Origin of the sequence: Streptomyces sp. NPDC102441 (assembly GCF_044765585.1) — a bacterium.
GTDB lineage: Bacteria > Actinomycetota > Actinomycetes > Streptomycetales > Streptomycetaceae > Streptomyces.
In genome coordinates this window covers 146,104-164,713 of the sequence record NZ_JBIWKH010000005.1, presented here as the reverse complement: position 1 = coordinate 164,713, position 18,610 = coordinate 146,104, and the positions used below count along the sequence as shown (strand labels likewise).

Here is an 18,610-nt window from a genome sequence, read left to right as displayed (position 1 = left end):
GACGCCTCATGACCGACGCCCGAACACCGTCCGGGGCATCCGCCCTGTCCGACACCGAGATCTCGGCACTCGACGCGCACTGGCGTGCCGCCAACTATCTCGCGGTCGGCCAGATCTATCTGATAGCCAACCCCCTCCTCGAAGAGCCGCTGGCCCCCGAGCACATCAAGCCGAGGCTTCTCGGCCACTGGGGCACCTCGCCCGGGCTGAACCTGGTCCACACCCATCTCAACAGGGTCGTCAAGGCACGGAGCCGGCAGGCCCTCTGCGTCTGGGGGCCGGGCCACGGCGGCCCCGCCGTCCTCGCCAACTCCTGGCTGGAGGGCAGCTATTCGGAGACGTACCCCGATGTCAGCCGCGACCGCGCAGGGATGGGAGCACTGTTCAAGCAGTTCTCCTTCCCCGGCGGTGTGCCCAGCCATGTCGCCCCGGAGACCCCGGGTTCCATCCATGAGGGCGGCGAGCTGGGATACTCGCTCACCCATGCCTACGGCGCGGCCTTCGACAACCCGGAGCTGCTCGTCGCCTGCGTCGTCGGCGACGGTGAGGCGGAGACGGGGCCGCTGGCCGCGTCCTGGCACTCGAACAAGTTCCTCGACCCCGTCCATGACGGTGCCGTCCTGCCGATCCTCCATCTCAACGGATACAAGATCGCTAACCCGACGGTGCTCGCCCGGCTGCCCGAGGGCGAACTCGACGCGCTCCTGCGCGGATACGGCCACGACCCGCTCTACGTCGAAGGCGACGAACCCGCCGTGGTCCACCGCGCGCTGGCCGCCGCCATGGACCTCGCCGTGGACCGTATCGAGGAGTACCAGCGAGCGGCGCGCGCCGAGGGCGCATCCGCGCGGCCCCGCTGGCCGATGATCGTGCTGCGCACCCCCAAGGGCTGGACCGGGCCCGAGGACGTGGACGGACTCCCCGTCGAGAACACCTGGCGCGCCCACCAGGTCCCGTTGCCGGGCGTCCGCGACAACCCCGGCCACCTGCGTCAGCTGGAGGAGTGGATGCGCTCCTACCGGCCCGGGGAGCTCTTCGACTCCGAGGGCCGGCCCACCGCCCAGGTCCTGGACTGCGTCCCCGAGGGCGCGGCCAGGCTCGGCTCGACGCCGTACGCCAACGGCGGGCTGCTCCTGCGCGATCTGCCGCTCCCCACCCTGGAGGACCACGCGGTACGGGTCGACAAGCCGGGGACCGTCCTGCACGAGCCCACCCGGGCCCTGGGCGGACTCCTCGCAGAGGTCATGGCGGCGACCGCCGACCGCAGGAACTTCCGCGTGGTGGGTCCCGACGAGACCGAGTCCAACCGTCTGGGCGCGCTCTACGAAGCCACCGGCAAGGCATGGCAGGCGGAGGTCCTCCCGACCGACGAGCATCTGGCCCGCGACGGCAGGGTGATGGAAGTCCTCTCGGAACACCTCTGCCAGGGCTGGCTGGAGGGATACCTCCTCACCGGGCGCCACGGGCTGTTCTCCTCGTACGAGGCCTTCGCCCATATCATCGACTCGATGGTCAACCAGCACATCAAGTGGCTGCGCACCTCGCGTCGGCTGCACTGGCGCGCGCCCATCGCCTCTCTGAACTACCTGCTCACCTCGCACGTCTGGCGTCAGGACCACAACGGCTTCTCCCACCAGGACCCCGGCTTCGTCGACCACATCCTCAACAAGAGCCCCGAGGTCGTCCGGGTCTATCTGCCGCCGGACGCCAACACGCTGCTGTCCACCGCCGACCACGTACTGCGCAGCCGCGACTACGTGAACGTGATCGTCGCCGGCAAGCAGCCCGGCTTCGACTGGCTCACCCTCGACGAGGCACGCGCGCACTGCGCCCGGGGGGCCGGGGTGTGGGAATGGGCCGGTACCGAGGACGGCAGCCGTGAACCCGACGTCGTGCTGGCCTGTGCCGGAGACGTACCGACGCTGGAGACGATGGCCGCGGCCGGCCTGCTGCGGCGTCACCTTCCTGAGCTCGCCGTGCGCGTGGTGAACGTGGTCGACATGACCCGGCTGCTGCCCCACGAGGAGCACCCGCACGGGATGCCGGACGCGGAGTACGACTCCCTCTTCACCCGGGACAGGCCGGTGATCTTCGCCTATCACGGCTATCCCTGGCTGGTGCACCGTCTCGCGTACCGGCGCGCGGGACACGCGCATCTGCATGTCCGGGGCTACAAGGAGGAGGGGACCACCACCACACCGTTCGACATGGTGGTCCGCAACGACCTGGACCGCTACCGGCTGGTCATGGACGTGGTCGACCGGGTCCCCGGTCTCGGGGTCCGTGCCGTCGCCGTCCGGCAGGCGATGGCGGACGTACGCACCCGCCACCACGACTGGATCCGGGAACACGGAACGGACCTGCCAGAGGTCGCCGACTGGACCTGGGAGGGCTGACTGAAGGACGCGTGGCCGGTCCGCTCTTCGCGGGCCGGCCGAAGCGCGTGGTGGGGCGTTCAGTTCACGGTCGTGCGGACGACGGGCGAGACAGCACCGGCGCCGATCATCCGGAGGGCGTTCTCGCCCTTCATGCCCAGCTTCACGCGCAGGGTGTACTCGCCGCTGCGGGCGGTCCTCATCGTGACGGGCAGCGACACCCAGCGCTTGCCCTGCTTCTGCTGGAGAGTGACCGGGGTGCCGGAGCCGACGTTCCGGGCGGAGCCGTGGATGCGGAACTCCTCCCAGGCCGACACGTTGCGGGCGGTCGCGTGGGCGGATAGGGCCGGACGCGTCGCGAGGTCCTGCGCGCGCTCCCCGGACGGCGGTGCGGGGACACCGGACGACGCCGCGGCCCCGCCCACCGCGCCGGCCAGTGCCACCGCTGTCAGCAGGGCAGCCGCTGACGCGCGCCTGAATCGGTCCATGAATGGCTCTCCTTCGTGCACGACGTGATCAGTGGGATCAACGTGGTGAGATCAACTTCGGAGCGCCAAACCTAGACATAATTCACATAATCCTCACGTAGGGACACGCGGTCAGAAGCGCAGAGCTGCCGCGATCCGGCCGTGGCCGGCGAGGGAGTCATCGGCCACGAACACCACTTCGCCGCCGTTGTCCAGAACCGTCTCGATGAGCTCGTCCACGACGTCCTCGCGGATCCCGCCGTCCTCCGGCGCGACGTCCGCCGGGTCCACGGGCTGCAGGTGGTTGTCGTCGACGCGCACCGTCTGCTGGAAGTGCTCCTCTACCGCGACGAGGGCCACGCGGCTCTCCCCGGCGGCCGTCCAGACCTCGTCGAGCCCGCTGGCGAAGGACTTGGCGCCCCGGGCGGTGTCGAGCCTGTCCCGGACGGAGGCGTCCGTCTGCCCGCGCCAGTCGTCCAGTGCGGCCTTCAGCTCGTCGGCCAGCTCGGCTGCGGTCGTTTCCGCCGTCGTCCCCTTCGGGACCTTGCAGGCGGCCGACCCGGCACACTCTCCGACGTCCTCGAGCAAGGAGAGTGCCTGCGGCAGTCCGACCAGGAACAGCGGCCGGGGGTCCGCCGTCAGTACGCCGCGCAGCTTGCTGTCGACCGTGCGGAAGAAGCTGCGGGTGTCCTCGTTGGAGTAGAGGCTCGGGGCGCCGCCGCTCCGGGCCTGGCGCTCCGGGTCGAAGTTCTCGTGCGGGGGGCTCAGCGGGAATCCGTTCCTGTTCTCGGCACGCAGCACCTCGTTCGTCCCCGACCAGAGTGCCGCGTGTTCGGCGGACACGCTGAGCACCCAGAACAGCTGTGCCCCCGCCTTGGCCGCGACGAGGTTGCGTGTGAGGTAGGAGTCGCTCAGGACGACGCGCTCGGGAGCAGTCCGCGGCAGCTGTCAGATCTGGTAGCCGTCCGTGTCGGCCAGGATGACCAGTGAGTCCAGGGCGCGTCGCTGGTCGACGTCGGCGGCCGCGCGGTCCAGCTGCGCCTTCACGGCCCTCTGTGTCTCGTGGGTCACCCGGGGATCGGCGGCCAGCCGGTTGCCGGCCTCGGCCACGAGGTTCCGCAGCCGTACGGCGTCCTGGGCGTTGTCCGGCGCGCGTCGGTGGGTCGGCATCGTCAGCGACAGGGCCGGATAGGGCCTGGTCGCGCGAAGTTCCTGCAGCAGGCCGGGCGTCAGGGCGTCCGTATCCATCGTTCCCTCCCGGAGGGTTCGGGGTCCGCGATGCTGGGGCCGCCTCTGTGCGGAGGGGTCGCCCAACGAGTCAATTCATACCTTTTGATCCTAGTATGGGCGAATTATTCCCCGTTCTTTCGGAGGTAGACGCGATGTCCACGCTCACGGTGTGGAAGTTCCGGACGGCCGAAGGCGCGGAGAGTGTGGAGGCCGCGTTGAAGTCCCTCCAGAAGGAAGGTCTGGTCAAGATCCTCGACGCGGCTGTCGTGACCTGGCCGGACAGGCGTTCCAAGCCGAAGACCAAGCAGTTGATCAACCTCGTCGGCGCGGGCGCGCTGAGCGGCACCTTCTGGGGAATGCTCTTCGGGCTGATCTTCCTGATGCCTCTGCTCGGCGCGGCCGTCGGAGCCGCGGCCGGTGCGCTCGGCGGAAGGCTCGCCGACGTCGGCATCGACGACGACTTCATCGCCGAGGTCAAGCGGGAGGTGACGCCCGGGACATCGGCGCTCTTCCTGCTCACTCTCGACGAGGTGCCCAGCCGCATCAGCGAGTCGCTGCCCGGCGGTGGCGCCGAACTGCTGCACAGCAACCTCGACCCGGAGCGCGAGGCCAAGCTCCGCGACATCTTCGGCGACGACACGGAATGACGTTCCGGTGAGCGCGTCCGAGGCCGTCACGGACGCGCTGCGTGAACTCCACGAACGCTTCGCCGGCGTACGCGAAGGACAGCTCGCCGACTACATCCCGGAGTTGGCCACCGCCGATCCCGGCGACTTCGGGCTCGCCCTCGTCAGCATGGACGGGCACTCCTACAGCGCGGGCGTGGCGGACACTCATCTCACCTTGCAGTCGGTGTCCAAACCCTTCGTCTACGCCCTCGCGCTCGCCTCTCTCGGCCTCGAGGAGGTGGGGCGCTGGGTAGGCGCCGAACCGAGTGGTGAGGCCTTCAACGCCATCAGCCTGGAACCCGGCTCCGGCCGGCCGGCCAACGCGATGGTCAACGCCGGCGCCATCGTCACCACGGCCCTGGTCCCCGACAGTCGCGACACCCCCGCCTTCCAGCGCATCCTGACCTGCCTGAGCCGTTTCGCCGGGCGGAAGCTTGATGTCGACGAGGACGTGTACGACTCGGAGGCGGCGACCGGGGACCGCAACCGGGCGCTCGCCTATCTGATCCGCAGCACGGGAGTCCTGCCCGTCGACCCGGTGGCCGCGGTGGACACCTACTTCCGGCAGTGCGCGGTCCGGGCCACCGCGCTCGACCTCGCCGTGATGGCCGCCACCCTGGCGCACGGCGGCGTCAATCCCGTCACCGGGGAGCGGGTCGTGTCCCCCGAGGTCGCGGCGCAGGTTCTCGCGGTCATGGCCACCTGCGGGATGTACAACGCCTCGGGCGACTGGCTGCTGAGGGTCGGGCTGCCGGCCAAGAGCGGTGTGTCCGGCGGGCTGATCGCCGCCGGCCCGGCCCGCTTCGGCCTGGCCGCCTACAGTCCGCTGCTGGACGCGGCGGGCACGTCGGTGCGCGGCCACGCCGCGCTCGGCGCACTCTCGGAGCGCCTCGGGCTCCACCTCATGAGGAACCCGGCGCTGCCCGGTTCCACCGTCACGCTGGCCACCACCGCCGATGTGCTGCCCTCCGCGCCGTCCGGCCGGCGGGAGCGCGCGCTGCACGAGCGTGTGGGTGTCGTCGCCGCCCAGGGGGCGCTCGACTTCACCGCCGCCGAGCGCGTGCTGTACGCCCTGGACGAGTCGGGCGCGGAGCGGGCCGGCGCGGTGGTGCTCGACCTGCGCGAGGTGACCGGCGCGGACTCCCTCGCTCTCGAGCTGCTGCACGCCGGCCTGTCCAGACTCGCCCGGGAGGGGCGGCGTGCAGCCGTCGTCGACCCGGGTGACCGGCTGGGCCCCCCGGACCTGGTCCGGGAGCGGACCGGCCAGGACCTGCCGCGCTTCGGCTCCCGCGAGGCGGCCGTCGAGCACGGTGCGCGGGCCGTGGCCGGACCGGGCTGAGCCGGTCGGCCTCCGGTGACTCCCTACCAGATGGACTCGACCCACTCGGGGTGGTCGATGAACGGGTTCCGGTTGTGCTGGAACTGGTCGAATATGACCTCGTTGCGGTTCTGCTCGAAGCTGTCCGGCGGGTCCTCCTGGCTCCACTGCTTCAGTACGGAGAGCCGCCCGATGTTCGGGGCCGACCCGTTGCTCACGCTGTCGTTCGGCTCCAGGTCGGCGAAGGCGTCGTCGCCCTCGTACCGCACCGCCATGTAGAGGATCATCCGGGCGACGTCACCCTTGACCGCGTCGCGCGGCTCGAAGGAGTCGCCGTCGGTGTAGTTGCCGGGTGCCCCCGAGACGGCGCTGCCGCCGTCGTCGAAGTCCTTGTTGCCGCGGGTGGAGTTGACCTGGACGTCCTCGGGGCGCAGGTGGTGGATGTCGGTGCCGGGGCCGGTCGCGGTGCCGAAGTCGCCGTGGGACTTGGCCCAGACGTGCTCCCGGTTCCAGTCGCCCGTGTCGCCCCCGTTCTCGCTCTTGGACTGGGAGCGGCCGGTGTAGAGGAGGATCACGTTGGAGGAGTTCGCCGGGTCCTCGTCGGTCGCCTTGAGCGCGTCCCAGACCTGGCTGTACGAGAGCGTGGTCTGGTCGCTGATGGTCGAGTGCAGCGAGCTCTTGAGGGCGGTGCCCGTCTTGCCCAGGGCGCCCTGGTAGTACGTGTCGTCGAGCGCGGCGGCCGGGGACGCGGCGGAGGCGGCCGTGGGGGTGGCCGCGGGCGCGGCAGCCGCGACGCCCGTGAGTACGACGATCGAGGCGGCTGTAGCGAGTAGTGGACGCGCGTAGAAACGGCGACGACTGGACATGTGGGGTGTCCTCTCCGGGGTGAACGGTGTCGTGAAAGCCGGACTTTGAGTGTTCGGTCGGGAGCTTTCCACACGCACGGTGCGGGTCGTGTGAACGTTGCGTATTCATCATGTGCAGGTCAAGTGACAGCTCTTCCGCGGCCGAGGGGACATCGGATGCGCGGAGGTCGCCCCGGCGCGAGAATTACCGCAAGGACGAGGAGGCGGTATGAGCGAAGAGTCCGAATCCGTATCCGTGCCGGAAGTGCGGGGAGTGACCCCTGACCGTCTGCTGCACACCGGCGGCGGCGATCAGCCCACCGCGGAGGATCTGGTGCTCGCCTCCGGGCGGGATCTGACCCCCGAGAGCCTGGAGTGGGCACAGCGCAGGCTGTCCGAGGAAGGCCGGTCCGCCATGGACAAGCGGCTCCCGTAGGACCCGCCGGACCACCGCTGTGGCGGGGAGCGTGCGGAGCGCTCCCCGCCACTCGGTTAGCCTGAACGCATATGAACCGTTTGACGACGTCACAGGGCGAATTCGATCTCGCCCGCTTTCCCGAGAACCCGCGCGACCCGTTCCGTGCGTGGGATGCCGCCGACGAGTACCTGCTGCGGCGGCTGGAGGGAGCGGAGGGTAGCGAGCCGGTCCGTCCGGCCGGCACCGTGGCCGTGGTCGGTGACCGATGGGGCGCCCTCGCCACCGTGCTGGCCGCGCACAGCCCCGTACAGATCACCGACTCGTACCTCGCCCGGCGGGCCACCGAGGCCAATCTGGCGCGCAACGGCGCCGCTCCGGACTCGGTGCGCACCCTGTCGGTCCGCGACACCCCGCCGGACCGTGTCGACCTGCTGCTCGTGCGGGTCCCCAAGAGCCTCGCGCTTCTGGAGGACCAGCTCCACAGGCTCGCGCCCGCCGTGCACGCGGGGACCGTCGTCATCGGTACCGGCATGGTCAAGGAGATCCACACCTCCACCCTCAAGCTGTTCGAGCGGATCATCGGCCCCACCCGCACATCCCTCGCGCTGAAGAAGGCGCGGCTCATCTTCAGCACTCCGGATCCGGCCCTGCCCAGGACACCCAGCCCCTGGCCCCACCGCTACGACCTGCCCGACGACGTCGGTGCGGTCTCCGGCCGTACGGTCACCAATCACGCCGGGATCTTCTGCGCCGAACGCCTGGACATCGGCACCCGCTTCTTCCTGAAGCACCTCCCGCGGCGGACCGGGCCCGACCGTGTCGTCGACCTCGGCTGCGGAAACGGCGTCCTGGGGTTGTCGGCGGCGCTCGACAACCCCGACGCCACGCTCACCTTCGTCGACGAGTCGTACCAGGCCGTGGCCTCCGCCGAAGAGACCTTCCACGACAACACCGGGCCGGAGGCCAAGGCAGATTTCGTGGTCGGCGACGGAACGGCGGACGTGCTTCCGGCAAGCGTGGACCTGGTCCTCTGCAACCCGCCGTTCCACTCGCACCAGGCGGTCACCGACGCCACGGCCCGGAACATGTTCCACGGAGCGCGCACAGCGCTGCGTCAGGGCGGTGAGCTGTGGGTCGTCGGCAACCGGCACCTCGCCTACCACACCCAGCTGCGCCGGATCTTCGGCAACTGTGTCACGGTGGCCGGCGACCCGAAGTTCGTGGTCCTGCGGGCCGTCAAGCGCTGACCCGCGTCAGGGGAGGTCGTCCCGGCCCAGCCAGGACGGCACCTCCGGCACCTCTGCGTCCCAGGCGGGCGGCGGACCGGGTTCCGGTTCGGGTTCCGGGGGTTTCGCCCTCGGCGGCGCCGGGTCACCCGCTCCAGGCTCCCCCCGCTCCCTCGCCGGGGAGCCGAGCTGCTCCGCAGGCTCGGGAGCCGCGCTGTCGTACAGCTGCTCGGCCACGGTGAACCGGCAGTGAAAGGGCTGCCAGACCCCCTCGACGACCAGCAGGAAGCCGTCCGCCTCGCGGTACAGCGTCCGGCGTTTCCGGGTGGTCGGATGGACCGGATCGAAGCGCTCGGCACGCACCCGGAGAGCCGCGAGCGCCTCCTCACGCGTCCCCTCCACGTGGCCCATCACCTCGACCGACCACATCCGCCCCTGCCTGCCGAACCCGAGGTTCTGCTCCACCACCAGCCCCCACCTGGGCACAGCCCCACCCCTCCCCGGAACGTGTGCGGTTGCGGTATGCATGTAACCGCGCCAGGGCGTCATCCTACGAGTCATGATCTTCCCGGTACGACCGCGCGCGGCACGACGACCCGGCCCAGGGGCCCCGGTTCCACCGCCGAACGGAAGGCACGAGCCGATGAACGATCCAGACCCGGGGCTGTTCGGCCCCGGCTCCGTCACCTGGCAGATGCACGGGGACCCGATGATGTGGGTCGCCGGTGTACGCGCCCTCTACCTCCAGGCGCTCCACCCGCGCGCCGTCCGCGGGGTCATGCAGAATTCGGACTTCCGCCAGGACGCCTGGGGGCGTCTGCTGCGTACGGCCGACTTCGTCGGCACGCTCACCTACGACACCACGCGGGACGCCGAGAAGTACGGAGCGCGTGTCCGCAGGATCCACAGTCTTCTCACGGCCACCGACCCGGACACCGGCGAGGTCTACGGCATCGACGAACCCCAGTTGCTGCTCTGGGTGCACTGCGCCGAGATCGACTCCTACCTCCAGGTCGAGCGCCGCTCCGGCTACCCGCTCAGCGACGCCCAGGCCGACCGCTATGTCGACGAGCAGCGGGAGAGCGCCCGCCTCGTCGGCCTGGACCCGGCGGACGTGCCCGCCACGACCGCTGCCCTGGCCGACTACTTCGAAGAGGTCAGGCCCCTGCTCGCCGCGGGCCCGGAGGCGTCGGACGTCGACGCCTTCCTGCGCAGCCCGCCGGTCCCCGCCCCGCTGACCCCGGCGCGCGCCCTGGTCTGGCGGCGCGTGGCCGCGCTCGCCTACGACTCCCTGCCGGCGTACGCCCATGAGCTGTACGGCAGGGCCGCACCGCCCCAGGCAGCGGTCGACCGCCGCCTGCGCACCACGGGAACCGTCCTGCGCTCGGTCCCCGCCCGCCTCCGCTGGTGCCTGCCGCCCGGGCACATTGTGAAGGCGATGGCACGGCTCGGCCCGGGGAGCCGACCCGTGCCGTACAAACTCCGCAGACAGGCAGCCATACTGGACGGGCCGGGGAGGGCGCAGCAGCGATAGCGGGCAGCGAAGCAGACGGGGGCGACAACACGCGATGGCGGACACCAGGCTGATCCAGAGCCGGTACCGGCTGCTCGATCTGATCGGGCGCGGAGGCATGGGCGAGGTGTGGCGCGCGCGCGACGAATCGCTGGGCCGGCAGGTGGCCGTCAAATGCCTCAAACCCATGGGGCCCCAGCATGACCAGGCCTTCACCCGCATACTCCGCGAGCGCTTCCGCCGGGAGGCGCGGGTGGCCGCGGCGCTCCAGCACCGTGGAGTCACCGTCGTCCATGACTTCGGTGAGTCGGACGGCGTTCTCTATCTCGTCATGGAGCTCCTGGAGGGACGCAACCTCAGCCAGCTCCTGGAGGACAACAGGCAGCAACCGCTGCCGGTGGCCGACGTCGTCGACATCGCCGACCAGGTCGCCGACGCCCTCGGCTACACCCACCAGCAGGGCATCGTGCACCGCGACCTCAAGCCCGCGAACATCATGCGGCTCGACGACGGTGCTGTGAAGATCTGCGACTTCGGCATCGCCAGGCTCGGCCGCGACATCGGATTCACCTCCCGCCTCACCGGCACCGGCATCGCCATGGGCACCCCGCACTACATGTCGCCCGAGCAGATCAGCGGCGGGGAGGTCGACCACCGCAGCGATCTCTACTCCCTGGGCTGTGTGCTGTACGAAATCGCCACGGGCGTACCGCCGTTCGACATGGACGACGCCTGGGCCGTGCTCATCGGACACCGGGACACCGCTCCCGAGCCGCCGCGCAGCCGCCGCGCCGACCTTCCGGGGTTCTTCGACCGGGTCGTCCTGGACCTGCTGGCCAAGAAGCCGGGCGAGCGGCCGGCCGACGCCGGAGACCTGCGGCAGCGCATCGCGCTCGGGCGCACCGGCGAGCAGCCGGAGACCGCACGGGTCCAGCTCGCCCCGCCCGTCCCCGTCCAGCACCCCGGGCGCGGAGCCCCCGGACTGCCCTCCTGGACACGCAACATGACCACCGGTCACAAGGCGACCTTCGCCGCGTATCCGGGCACGGCCGCCATCGACCACGCGGCCGCGCTGACCGGGGCATGGACCACCGGGGCCGGTCACGCCCCGGTGGTCGCACTCCCGCCGGCAGGATCGGGCCTCCCCACCCCGTCGCCCGAACTGCTCGCCACACTGGCCGGCCGGCACAGCGCAGGGCTCGACCTGGGGAGGCTGGGTCGCTGGGAGGAAGCAGGAGAGGTGCACCGCGCGGTGGCCTCCGAACGCGGACACGCCCTCGGCCCGGACCACCCCGACACCCTCGCCAGCAGATACGAGGTCGGATACACCCTCAGCCGCACCGGACGCGCGGAGGAGGCGCTGCGCGAATTCGGCCGGGTCGCCGACGGCCGCGAGCGCACCCTCGGCCCCGACCACCCCGAGACCCTCGCGGCCCGGCAGGAGACGGCGTACGTCCTCGGACAGCTCGGCCGCCACTTCGAGGCCCACCAGATCTACACCGTGGTGCTCGCCTCGCGGGAGCGCTCCATGGGGCCCGACCACCCGGACACCCTGCGCTGCCGCCACAACCTCGCCTTCAACCTGAGCAGACTGGGCCGCCTGGAGGACTCGTACCGCACGGCCCGCGAGGTGGCGGACGCCCGCGCCCGGCTGCTCGGCGCCACACACCCGGACACCCTGGTCACGCTGTACGAAGTGGCGTACGCGCTCGGCCGGCTGGACCGCTGGACCGAGGCCCTGGGGACCTACCGCGACGTGGCCGGGGGCCGAGCCGCGGCCCTCGGCGCCGACCACCCCGACACGCTGTCCGCCCGCTACGAGGTGGGCATCAGCCTCGGCAGACTGGGCCGCAGCGCCGAGGCCCTGGAGCTCTACCGCACCCTGGTCGAGGACCGCACCCGGGCCGGTGGTCCCACCGACCCCGAGACGCTGCGCGCCCGGCACGGCCTCGGTGTCAACCTGGGGCGGATGGCGCGTTGGGAGGAGGCGCTCGACGAGTCACGCGAGGTCTGCGCGATCCGGGAACGAACCCTGGGCCCCGACCACCCCGACACCCTGGTCAGCCGCCGCGAGGTGGCCGTGGGGCTGGGCTGGCTCGGCCGATGGGCCGAGGCGCTCACCGACTACCGCACGGTCGCCGAGATCCGCGAACGCACCCTCGGCGCCGGCCACTCCGACACCCTCGCGAGCCGCAACGACGAGGCGCACTGCCTGGAACAGCTCGGCCGCAGCACGGAGGCGGTGGACCTCTACCGGCGCGTCGCCGACCTGCGGCGGCAACGAGGTATGCCGCCGCACTGACCGTCAGGCCGGGCCGCCCCGCACGCCACGAGCCGTCATCCCTGTCCAGAGACGATCATCCCGTGTTACGAAGGGGCATGCCCGCAGACGAGACGTCCTCACCCGGCACCCCCGCGCACCCCGCCTACGACGCGGTGATCGTCGGCGGCGGCCACAACGGCCTGGTCGCCGCCGCCTATCTCGCCCGTGCCGGACAGTCCGTGCTCGTCCTGGAACGGCTCGGCAGCACCGGGGGAGCGGCCGTGTCGACCCGGCCGTTCGACGGGATCGACGCCAGGCTCTCCCGCTACTCCTACCTCGTCTCGCTCCTCCCGCAGAAGATCGTGCGCGAACTCGGACTCGACTTCGCCGTCCGGAAGCGCACGGTCTCCTCGTACACCCCGACCACGCGCGCCGGCCGGCCCACCGGGCTGCTCGTCGGCGGTGAGGGCACCCCGGAGTCCTTCGCCGCACTCACCGGCGACGGCCGGGAGTACGACGCCTGGCAGCGCTTCTACGCGATGACGGGCCGCGTCGCCGAGCGGGTGTTCCCCACGCTCACCGAACCCCTGCCGGCCCGTGGGGACCTGCGGGCGCGCGTCGACGACGCGGACGCCTGGCGCATGCTGTTCGAGGAGCCCATCGGCGTCGCCGTCGAGGAGACCTTCGCCGACGACCTCGTACGCGGAATCGTGCTCACCGACGCGCTGATCGGCACCTTCGCCGACGCCCACGACCCGTCCCTGCTCCAGAACCGCTGCTTCCTCTACCACGTCATCGGCAACTCCACGGGGGACTGGGACGTGCCGGTCGGCGGCATGGGTGCTCTCACCGACGCCCTGGCCGGCGCGGCCCGCGCGGCGGGCGCCGAGATCCGCGTGCTGCACGAGGCGACCCGCATCGAGACCGACGGGACCCGCGCCGAAGTGACGGTCCGCTCACCCGACGGGGAACACGTCGTCGGCGCGCGGCGGGTCCTGGTCAACGCGTCGCCGCAGGCGCTGGCCGAGCTCCTCGGCGAGAAGCCGCCCGCCCCGGCCGAGGGCGCCCAGCTGAAGGTGAACATGCTGCTCACCCGGCTGCCGAGGCTGCGTGACCACTCCGTCGACCCGCACCGGGCGTTCGCCGGAACGTTCCACATCGCCGAGGGGTACGGGCAACTGGCCACCGCCTACCGTGAGGCGGCGGCCGGACGGCTTCCCGTCGCCCCGCCCTCCGAGATCTACTGCCACTCGCTGACCGACCCCTCGATCCTCGGCCCCGGCCTCGCGGCCCGTGGCTATCAGACACTCACCCTGTTCGGCCTGCACACCCCCGCCCGGCTGTTCGCGGCGGACAACGGGACGACGCGTGAAGCCCTGCTCGGAGCGACTCTGGCGGAACTCGACGCCCATCTGGAGGAGCCCGTCACCGAGTGCCTGGCACTCGACGCCGAAGGCCGGCCGTGCATCGAGGCGAAGACACCTCTCGACCTGGAACGTGACCTGAGACTTCCCGGCGGTCACATCTTCCACCGGGACCTCTCCTTCCCGTACGCCACCGGGGAGACGGGCCGCTGGGGCGTGGAGACCGCCCACGCCAACGTCCTGCTGTGCGGGGCGGGCGCCGTGCGTGGCGGCGGGGTCAGCGGGGTGCCCGGCCACAACGCCGCCATGGCGGCGCTGGGCCGGTGACCCTCACCCCTACTGACCGAACACCCCGCGCAGCGCCCCGAGCTTGCGCGGCAGGTCGTACTCCGCGCCGCCCTCGTGGCCGTTGTACGGGAACACCTCCAGCTCGGCGGGGCCCGCGTACGCGTGGTACGCCGCGAACACCGTCGACGACGGGCAGATCCGGTCCATCAGTCCCACCGAGAACCACGCGGGGGCCGTCGCCCGTGCCGCGAAGTTGACCCCGTCGAAGTAGGAGAGGGTCCCCAGAACGCGTCGAAGTCGGCGGGCTCCTCGGGCTCCGGCCGGTTCTCGCGCAGCCGCTCCAGGGGCATGGCGAAAAGCAAGGGTCTAGCTCCACTTCAGGGTGAGGTTGAAGGTCGCGCCGTGCAGGCCGGCCGTGTCCGCGGTGATCCGCAGTGACACGCGAGTCGACGGCGCCCACGCCGGACGGGGCCGCAGTCGCGGCCTCCTCCACCCTCCCTGTCGACGCCACCGCCCCGGCGCTCGCCGCTACGGGAGCCGGCCACCGCGTTGCCGGCTGACCGGAACGACAACGCTCCGCCCCGCCCGGTCGGCCGACCGGGCGGGGCGGAGCGGAGCGCTTCTGGAGAACGGGGCGGCGAGTGCGGGCTCGGCGCCCCGTCCCACCCGGCCGGACGGAACGGGAGGGGGGTGCGGGCCACGCCGCGCCCCGTCCGGGCCGGGAGCCCTCCTGCCGGCGGGCAGGAGGGGGTGCGGGCCGGTCAGGAGCTGGTGCAGGTGCCGACGACGGGCGCCGATGTGCTGCCGTTCGTCGTGACGGTGAACCCGAAGCTCGTCGAGGCGCCGGCCGCCAGGGTTCCGTTCCATGCCGGCTTGACCGTCATCACCTCGCCCGACGTGGTGGATGTGGCGTTCCAGACGGCGGAGACCTTCTGGGGTGACGGGAGGGTCACCGGAACCGTCCATGCGGCGATGCCCGAACCGCCGGCCTTGACGGTCACCTGCCCGTTGTACCCGCCGTTCCACGTCGAGGTCTGGGCGTACGTCGCCGTGCAGGCGCCGGTACCGCCGCCGTCCTCGCCACCACCGTCGTCACCGCCTCCGTCGGACCCGCCGAGCGCGGCGAGCACCGCGTCGTAGGCCGGCTTCTTGTCGTAGTCGCCGTCGAAGAGCAGCGGGGTGCCGCTGCTGCGCCACGAGTACTTGTCGGTGACGCCCCAGACGGTCATGCCCGTGCACCGGGTGACGGCCAGGCAGGCGTTCACCACCTTGGTGTAGTCCGCGGCCTGGGCCGATCCGGAGCCCTCGATGTCCAGCTCGGTGATCTGCACATCGACACCGAGATCGGCGAAGCGCTGCAGGTTGGCCTGGTAGTCGGAGGGGACGGGCGAGTTGCTGTTGAAGTGCGACTGGAAGCCCACGCAGTCGATCGGCACACCGCGCTGCCTGAAGTCCTTCACCATGTCGTAGACCGCGTTGCTCTTCGCGTTCTGGCCGTCGGTGTTGTAGTCGTTGTAACAGAGCTTGGCGTCGGCATCGACCGTACGGGCGGTGCGGAACGCCTCCTCGATGAAGCCGTCGCCGAGCTTGTCCTGGAACGGCGAACTGCGCCGGGCTCCGCTGCTGCCGTCCTGGTAGGCCTCGTTCACCACGTCCCACGAGTGGATATCGCCCTTGTAGTGCGTCATCACCTGGGTGATGTGGTTGTTCATGGCTGAGCGGAGATCGGTGGCGCCCAGACCGCTCACCCAGCCGGGCAGCTGCGAGTGCCACACGAGGGTGTGGCCCCTGACCTTCATCCCCTTGCTCTGCGCGTGGCTGACGATCTGGTCGGCCGCCGAGAAGCTGAACGAGCCGCGGGAGCTCTCGACGGCGTCCCACTTCATCTCGTTCTCGGGCGTGACCGAGTCGAACTGGGCGTCCAGCGTGGACGCGTACGCTGCCTCGCCGAGGTGGTTGGCGGCCACCGCCGTGCCGAAGTAGCGGCCCTTCGCGGCGGCGGCGTCACCGAGCGCGCCGGCGGCCTGGGCGTTGCCTGCGAGCGCGACGACGCCCGCTGCGGCGAGGACGCCCGCAGTGACGAAGGTCAGCGCCCGTCCGGTACGGGCCGGCAGATGCGGGCGGGCGGGTACGCCGCTGGGGGGAATCTGGGCCATCACGTTTCCAGCCTCTTCTTCCGGTTGCCGGGCAGGCCGAACTCGGAGCCCGGACAGGGGGATTCGGACCGTTCGAGGTGCTGTCCAGCCCGTCGGCGGACGTCCCAGGAGGGCGTCCGCCGACGGGAGGACGAGCTGCGGAACAAGGGGAGCGAGGGAGAGTATGCGCCCCACGGGAGGCCGCGTCAACGCTGCATTTCCGAAACATTTCCGAGTGAACTGCCGCTCGTTTGAGGGGTGTTGAGTGTCCGGCCTGCGGATAAGGCGGGGCTGTGGTGGTTTTCGGAGCTTTCCTCGCGAAGAATCCGGTAATCGAGCTCGGGCATTACGAAAATGGTTCATGTATTGATTCGAAAGTTTCGAGCCCGTGAGTTCGGGGCTGCTGCCGGGGCTTCAGCCGCCGCTGAGTGAGAGTCCGAGGAGGCTCGCAGTTCCCTCTTCGTGTGCACGTCGAACTCGACACCCTTGACGTCGTCGGCCCCGGCGTCCACGACGTCGATGAGCACTGCCTCCAACCAGCCGGACGCGCTCAGTCGGAGGACACGGCCCACCCCGTCGCTTCGACGCGTCCGGCGTCCCCGGGCCTGTTCCCGTCGAAGAGTGTGCGGCCGCCGTCCTCGACCCGGACATCGTCCACGTAGACCCCGCGCCCCACGTACAGCTGGTCGGTGACGTATCGCCAGCGGAGTTGTACCTCGGTGCCCCGCCAGGCCTTCAGGTCTGCCTCCAGCCGGTGCCAGACACGCCCCGACCAGCCGGAGGCCGAGCCGTCCGGGTGTGAACGGGGCTCCCCGGACCGGTCACCCCCCGTCGGTACGGTGGTGAAGGGCACGGGCTGCCATGTCGCCCCGGAGTCCGGTGACGCCTCCAGGCGGACGAGGTCCGGGGCCGGCTCGGTGTCCCACCAGAAGGCGCAGCTCAGCGAAGGACGGGAGGACGCCGGGCGCAGCGCGGGCAGCGTGAGCGTCGCCGTGGTGGCGCTCGCCATGCCGGAGAACCAGGCGGTACGGCCCCGCGCAGGCCGGACAGGTACCGCACGCGCCATCCGGTCGGCCACCGCGACCCGAGGCGCGCTCCCGGAACGCCAGGTGCGCACCGGGTGGACGGAGTTGCCCAGTACGATCAGGAACGAGTCCGTCGTCGGGTCCAGGACCAGACTCGTGCCGGTGAACCCCGTGTGGCCCGCCGTGCGCGGGGTGGCCATCGCGCCCATGTACCAGTGCTGGTAGAGCTCGAAGCCCAGGCCGTGCTCATCGCCGGGGAACGCGGTGTTGAAGTCGGTGAACAGCAGCTCCACGGACTCCTCGGACAGGATCCGGGACCTGCCGTAACTTCCGCCGTTGAGCAGCGTGCGGGCCAGCACCGCCAGGTCCCAGGCGCACGAGAAGACCCCCGCGTGGCCTGCGACCCCGCCCAGGCTGTAGGCGTTCTCGTCATGGACCTCGCCCCAGACCAGCCCCCGCTCCAGCCCCGACCAGGGCAGCCGGGCGTCCTCGGTGGCCGCGATCTTCGGCTTCCAGGAGGCCGGCGGGTTGTACCGGGTGCGGTGCATCCCGAGCGGAGCGGTGATCTCCTCGCGGAGCAGGGTGTCCTGGGTGCGGCCGGTGATCTTCTCCAGGATCAGCTGCAGCGAGATCAGGTTGAGATCCGAGTAGAGATACGCCGTTCCGGGAGCGGAGGCCGGAACCTCGTCCCAGATCAGGCGCAGCTTCCCTTCCCGGGTCGGCTCCCCGTAGAGCGGGATCCAGGCGCGGAAGCCAGAGGTGTGCGTCAGCAGCTGACGGACCGTGACGTCCTGCTTCCCGCCGCCGGCGAAGTCGGGGAGGTAGGACGCGACGGGCGACTCGAGCTCCAGCGCCCCCCGCTCGATCTGCTGCACGGCGAGAATCGAGGTGAACAGCTTGGACACCGAGGCCAGGTCGAAGACCGTGTCCTCGGCCATGGCGATCCGCTGCTCCGGCGGAAACTCCACCCCGGTGTCGGTCGCTTCGTCGTACGCCGCGTAGCGCACCGCGTGACCGATCGGCCGGTGGAGGGCGACGGTGCCGCCGCGCCCCGCGAGCAGCACGGCACCCGCGTACCAGGGATGTGCGGGGGAGTCGGCGAGGTACTTCTCCGCGTCGGCGACGAGCAGGTCGAGCTGGTCCGGCAGCAGCCCGGCGCGTGAGGCCGGCCCACGGCGCAGCGTCGGTCCGCCATGCCCTGATCCCATACCCGTCCTGGTTCCCGATGCCGCGTCCGGAGCTCCGGCGCCCCGCTCGACGCCGGCCGCTGTTCCCGCCGCCCCCGCGAAGGGGACCGGAGCGAGGGCGAACGCTCCGCCCAGGGCCAGTATCCCGCCGCCCAGCCTCCGCCGGCTCATTCCCCGTCCCGACACGTCTCCGGTCATCCGGAACCCCTTCCCCTCGTGTCGAAAGCACCCGTGCGAAAGTAACTTTCGAAATCTCGTACGGTGATGAAACTTTCTGCCGAAGCAGAG

Annotated in this window: 13 protein-coding genes and 3 pseudogenes; 8 read left to right on the top strand and 8 right to left on the bottom strand. The window is 71.0% G+C overall.

Annotated elements, in window-relative coordinates; genetic code table 11:
• The first annotated feature begins 8 nt into the window (after positions 1-8).
• Positions 9-2,396 (top strand): phosphoketolase, encoded by a 2,388-nt coding sequence (locus tag ACIREO_RS12225; RefSeq protein ID WP_404107788.1) that lies wholly within the window; start codon positions 9-11, stop codon positions 2,394-2,396.
• 59 nt (positions 2,397-2,455) lie between these two features.
• Here ACIREO_RS12225 and ACIREO_RS12220 read toward each other — a convergent pair whose 3' ends face one another.
• Positions 2,456-2,863 (bottom strand): hypothetical protein, encoded by a 408-nt coding sequence (locus tag ACIREO_RS12220; protein WP_404107785.1) that lies wholly within the window; start codon positions 2,861-2,863, stop codon positions 2,456-2,458.
• Between the two features lie 111 nt (positions 2,864-2,974).
• Positions 2,975-4,090, bottom strand: a pseudogene (locus ACIREO_RS12215) (chemotaxis protein).
• Between the two features lie 134 nt (positions 4,091-4,224).
• Between ACIREO_RS12215 and ACIREO_RS12210 the strand changes: the two are divergent.
• Positions 4,225-4,719 (top strand): DUF1269 domain-containing protein, encoded by a 495-nt coding sequence (locus ACIREO_RS12210; RefSeq protein ID WP_404107782.1) that lies wholly within the window; start codon positions 4,225-4,227, stop codon positions 4,717-4,719.
• A gap of 7 nt (positions 4,720-4,726) precedes the next feature.
• A complete protein-coding gene (gene glsA, locus ACIREO_RS12205; protein ID WP_404107779.1) occupies positions 4,727-6,079 on the top strand; it encodes a glutaminase A in 1,353 nt (450 codons plus the stop codon).
• 23 nt (positions 6,080-6,102) lie between these two features.
• On the opposite strand, the gene ACIREO_RS12200 is transcribed toward glsA, so the two are convergent.
• Positions 6,103-6,924 carry an endonuclease I family protein gene (locus tag ACIREO_RS12200; protein WP_404107776.1) on the bottom strand — a complete coding sequence of 274 codons (822 nt, stop codon included), beginning with the start codon at positions 6,922-6,924 and terminating at the stop codon, positions 6,103-6,105.
• A gap of 208 nt (positions 6,925-7,132) precedes the next feature.
• On the opposite strand from ACIREO_RS12200, the gene ACIREO_RS12195 reads away from it, so the two are divergent.
• Positions 7,133-7,339 carry a hypothetical protein gene (locus tag ACIREO_RS12195; protein ID WP_404107774.1) on the top strand — a complete coding sequence of 69 codons (207 nt, stop codon included), beginning with the start codon at positions 7,133-7,135 and terminating at the stop codon, positions 7,337-7,339.
• Positions 7,340-7,410: 71 nt separating this feature from the next.
• Positions 7,411-8,568: a methyltransferase gene (locus ACIREO_RS12190; RefSeq protein WP_404107771.1), complete on the top strand. Its 1,158-nt coding sequence runs from the start codon at positions 7,411-7,413 to the stop codon at positions 8,566-8,568.
• 6 nt (positions 8,569-8,574) lie between these two features.
• Here the strand turns inward: ACIREO_RS12190 and ACIREO_RS12185 are convergent, their stop codons facing one another.
• Positions 8,575-9,033 (bottom strand): hypothetical protein, encoded by a 459-nt coding sequence (locus ACIREO_RS12185; RefSeq protein ID WP_404107769.1) that lies wholly within the window; start codon positions 9,031-9,033, stop codon positions 8,575-8,577.
• A 157-nt stretch (positions 9,034-9,190) separates the two neighbouring features.
• On the opposite strand from ACIREO_RS12185, the gene ACIREO_RS12180 reads away from it, so the two are divergent.
• The 3 genes from ACIREO_RS12180 (at position 9,191) to ACIREO_RS12170 (ending at position 14,014) form a co-directional block, all read left to right on the top strand.
• A complete protein-coding gene (locus ACIREO_RS12180) occupies positions 9,191-10,081 on the top strand; it encodes an oxygenase MpaB family protein (protein WP_404107766.1) in 891 nt (296 codons plus the stop codon).
• A gap of 34 nt (positions 10,082-10,115) precedes the next feature.
• Positions 10,116-12,362 carry a tetratricopeptide repeat protein gene (locus ACIREO_RS12175; RefSeq protein ID WP_404107764.1) on the top strand — a complete coding sequence of 749 codons (2,247 nt, stop codon included), beginning with the start codon at positions 10,116-10,118 and terminating at the stop codon, positions 12,360-12,362.
• A 77-nt stretch (positions 12,363-12,439) separates the two neighbouring features.
• A complete protein-coding gene (locus ACIREO_RS12170) occupies positions 12,440-14,014 on the top strand; it encodes a phytoene desaturase family protein (RefSeq protein ID WP_404107761.1) in 1,575 nt (524 codons plus the stop codon).
• A gap of 9 nt (positions 14,015-14,023) precedes the next feature.
• Here the strand turns inward: ACIREO_RS12170 and ACIREO_RS12165 are convergent.
• The 4 genes and pseudogenes from ACIREO_RS12165 to ACIREO_RS12150 form a co-directional block, all read right to left on the bottom strand.
• Positions 14,024-14,266 (bottom strand): annotated as a pseudogene (locus tag ACIREO_RS12165) (acetylxylan esterase); the annotation flags it as partial.
• 6 nt (positions 14,267-14,272) lie between these two features.
• A pseudogene (locus tag ACIREO_RS12160) lies at positions 14,273-14,337 on the bottom strand (hypothetical protein); the annotation flags it as partial.
• Positions 14,338-14,736: 399 nt separating this feature from the next.
• Complete coding sequence (locus ACIREO_RS12155) at positions 14,737-16,131, bottom strand: endo-1,4-beta-xylanase (protein ID WP_404107758.1); 1,395 nt, start codon at positions 16,129-16,131, stop codon at positions 14,737-14,739.
• A 529-nt stretch (positions 16,132-16,660) separates the two neighbouring features.
• Positions 16,661-18,520: a serine hydrolase gene (locus ACIREO_RS12150; protein ID WP_404107756.1), complete on the bottom strand. Its 1,860-nt coding sequence runs from the start codon at positions 18,518-18,520 to the stop codon at positions 16,661-16,663.
• Positions 18,521-18,610 lie beyond the last annotated feature (90 nt).

Bases quoted from the DNA above. Each gene is read 5' to 3' on its own strand.
- ACIREO_RS12175 (WP_404107764.1), top strand. From the start codon at position 10,116: ATGGCGGACACCAGGCTGATCCAGAGCCGGTACCGGCTGCTCGATCTG.
- ACIREO_RS12155 (WP_404107758.1), bottom strand. From the start codon at position 16,131: ATGGCCCAGATTCCCCCCAGCGGCGTACCCGCCCGCCCGCATCTGCCG.
- ACIREO_RS12190 (WP_404107771.1), top strand. From the start codon at position 7,411: ATGAACCGTTTGACGACGTCACAGGGCGAATTCGATCTCGCCCGCTTT.
- ACIREO_RS12200 (WP_404107776.1), bottom strand. From the start codon at position 6,924: ATGTCCAGTCGTCGCCGTTTCTACGCGCGTCCACTACTCGCTACAGCC.
- ACIREO_RS12225 (WP_404107788.1), top strand. From the start codon at position 9: ATGACCGACGCCCGAACACCGTCCGGGGCATCCGCCCTGTCCGACACC.
- ACIREO_RS12180 (WP_404107766.1), top strand. From the start codon at position 9,191: ATGAACGATCCAGACCCGGGGCTGTTCGGCCCCGGCTCCGTCACCTGG.
- ACIREO_RS12195 (WP_404107774.1), top strand. From the start codon at position 7,133: ATGAGCGAAGAGTCCGAATCCGTATCCGTGCCGGAAGTGCGGGGAGTG.
- ACIREO_RS12210 (WP_404107782.1), top strand. From the start codon at position 4,225: ATGTCCACGCTCACGGTGTGGAAGTTCCGGACGGCCGAAGGCGCGGAG.
- ACIREO_RS12170 (WP_404107761.1), top strand. From the start codon at position 12,440: ATGCCCGCAGACGAGACGTCCTCACCCGGCACCCCCGCGCACCCCGCC.
- ACIREO_RS12150 (WP_404107756.1), bottom strand. From the start codon at position 18,520: ATGACCGGAGACGTGTCGGGACGGGGAATGAGCCGGCGGAGGCTGGGC.
- ACIREO_RS12220 (WP_404107785.1), bottom strand. From the start codon at position 2,863: ATGGACCGATTCAGGCGCGCGTCAGCGGCTGCCCTGCTGACAGCGGTG.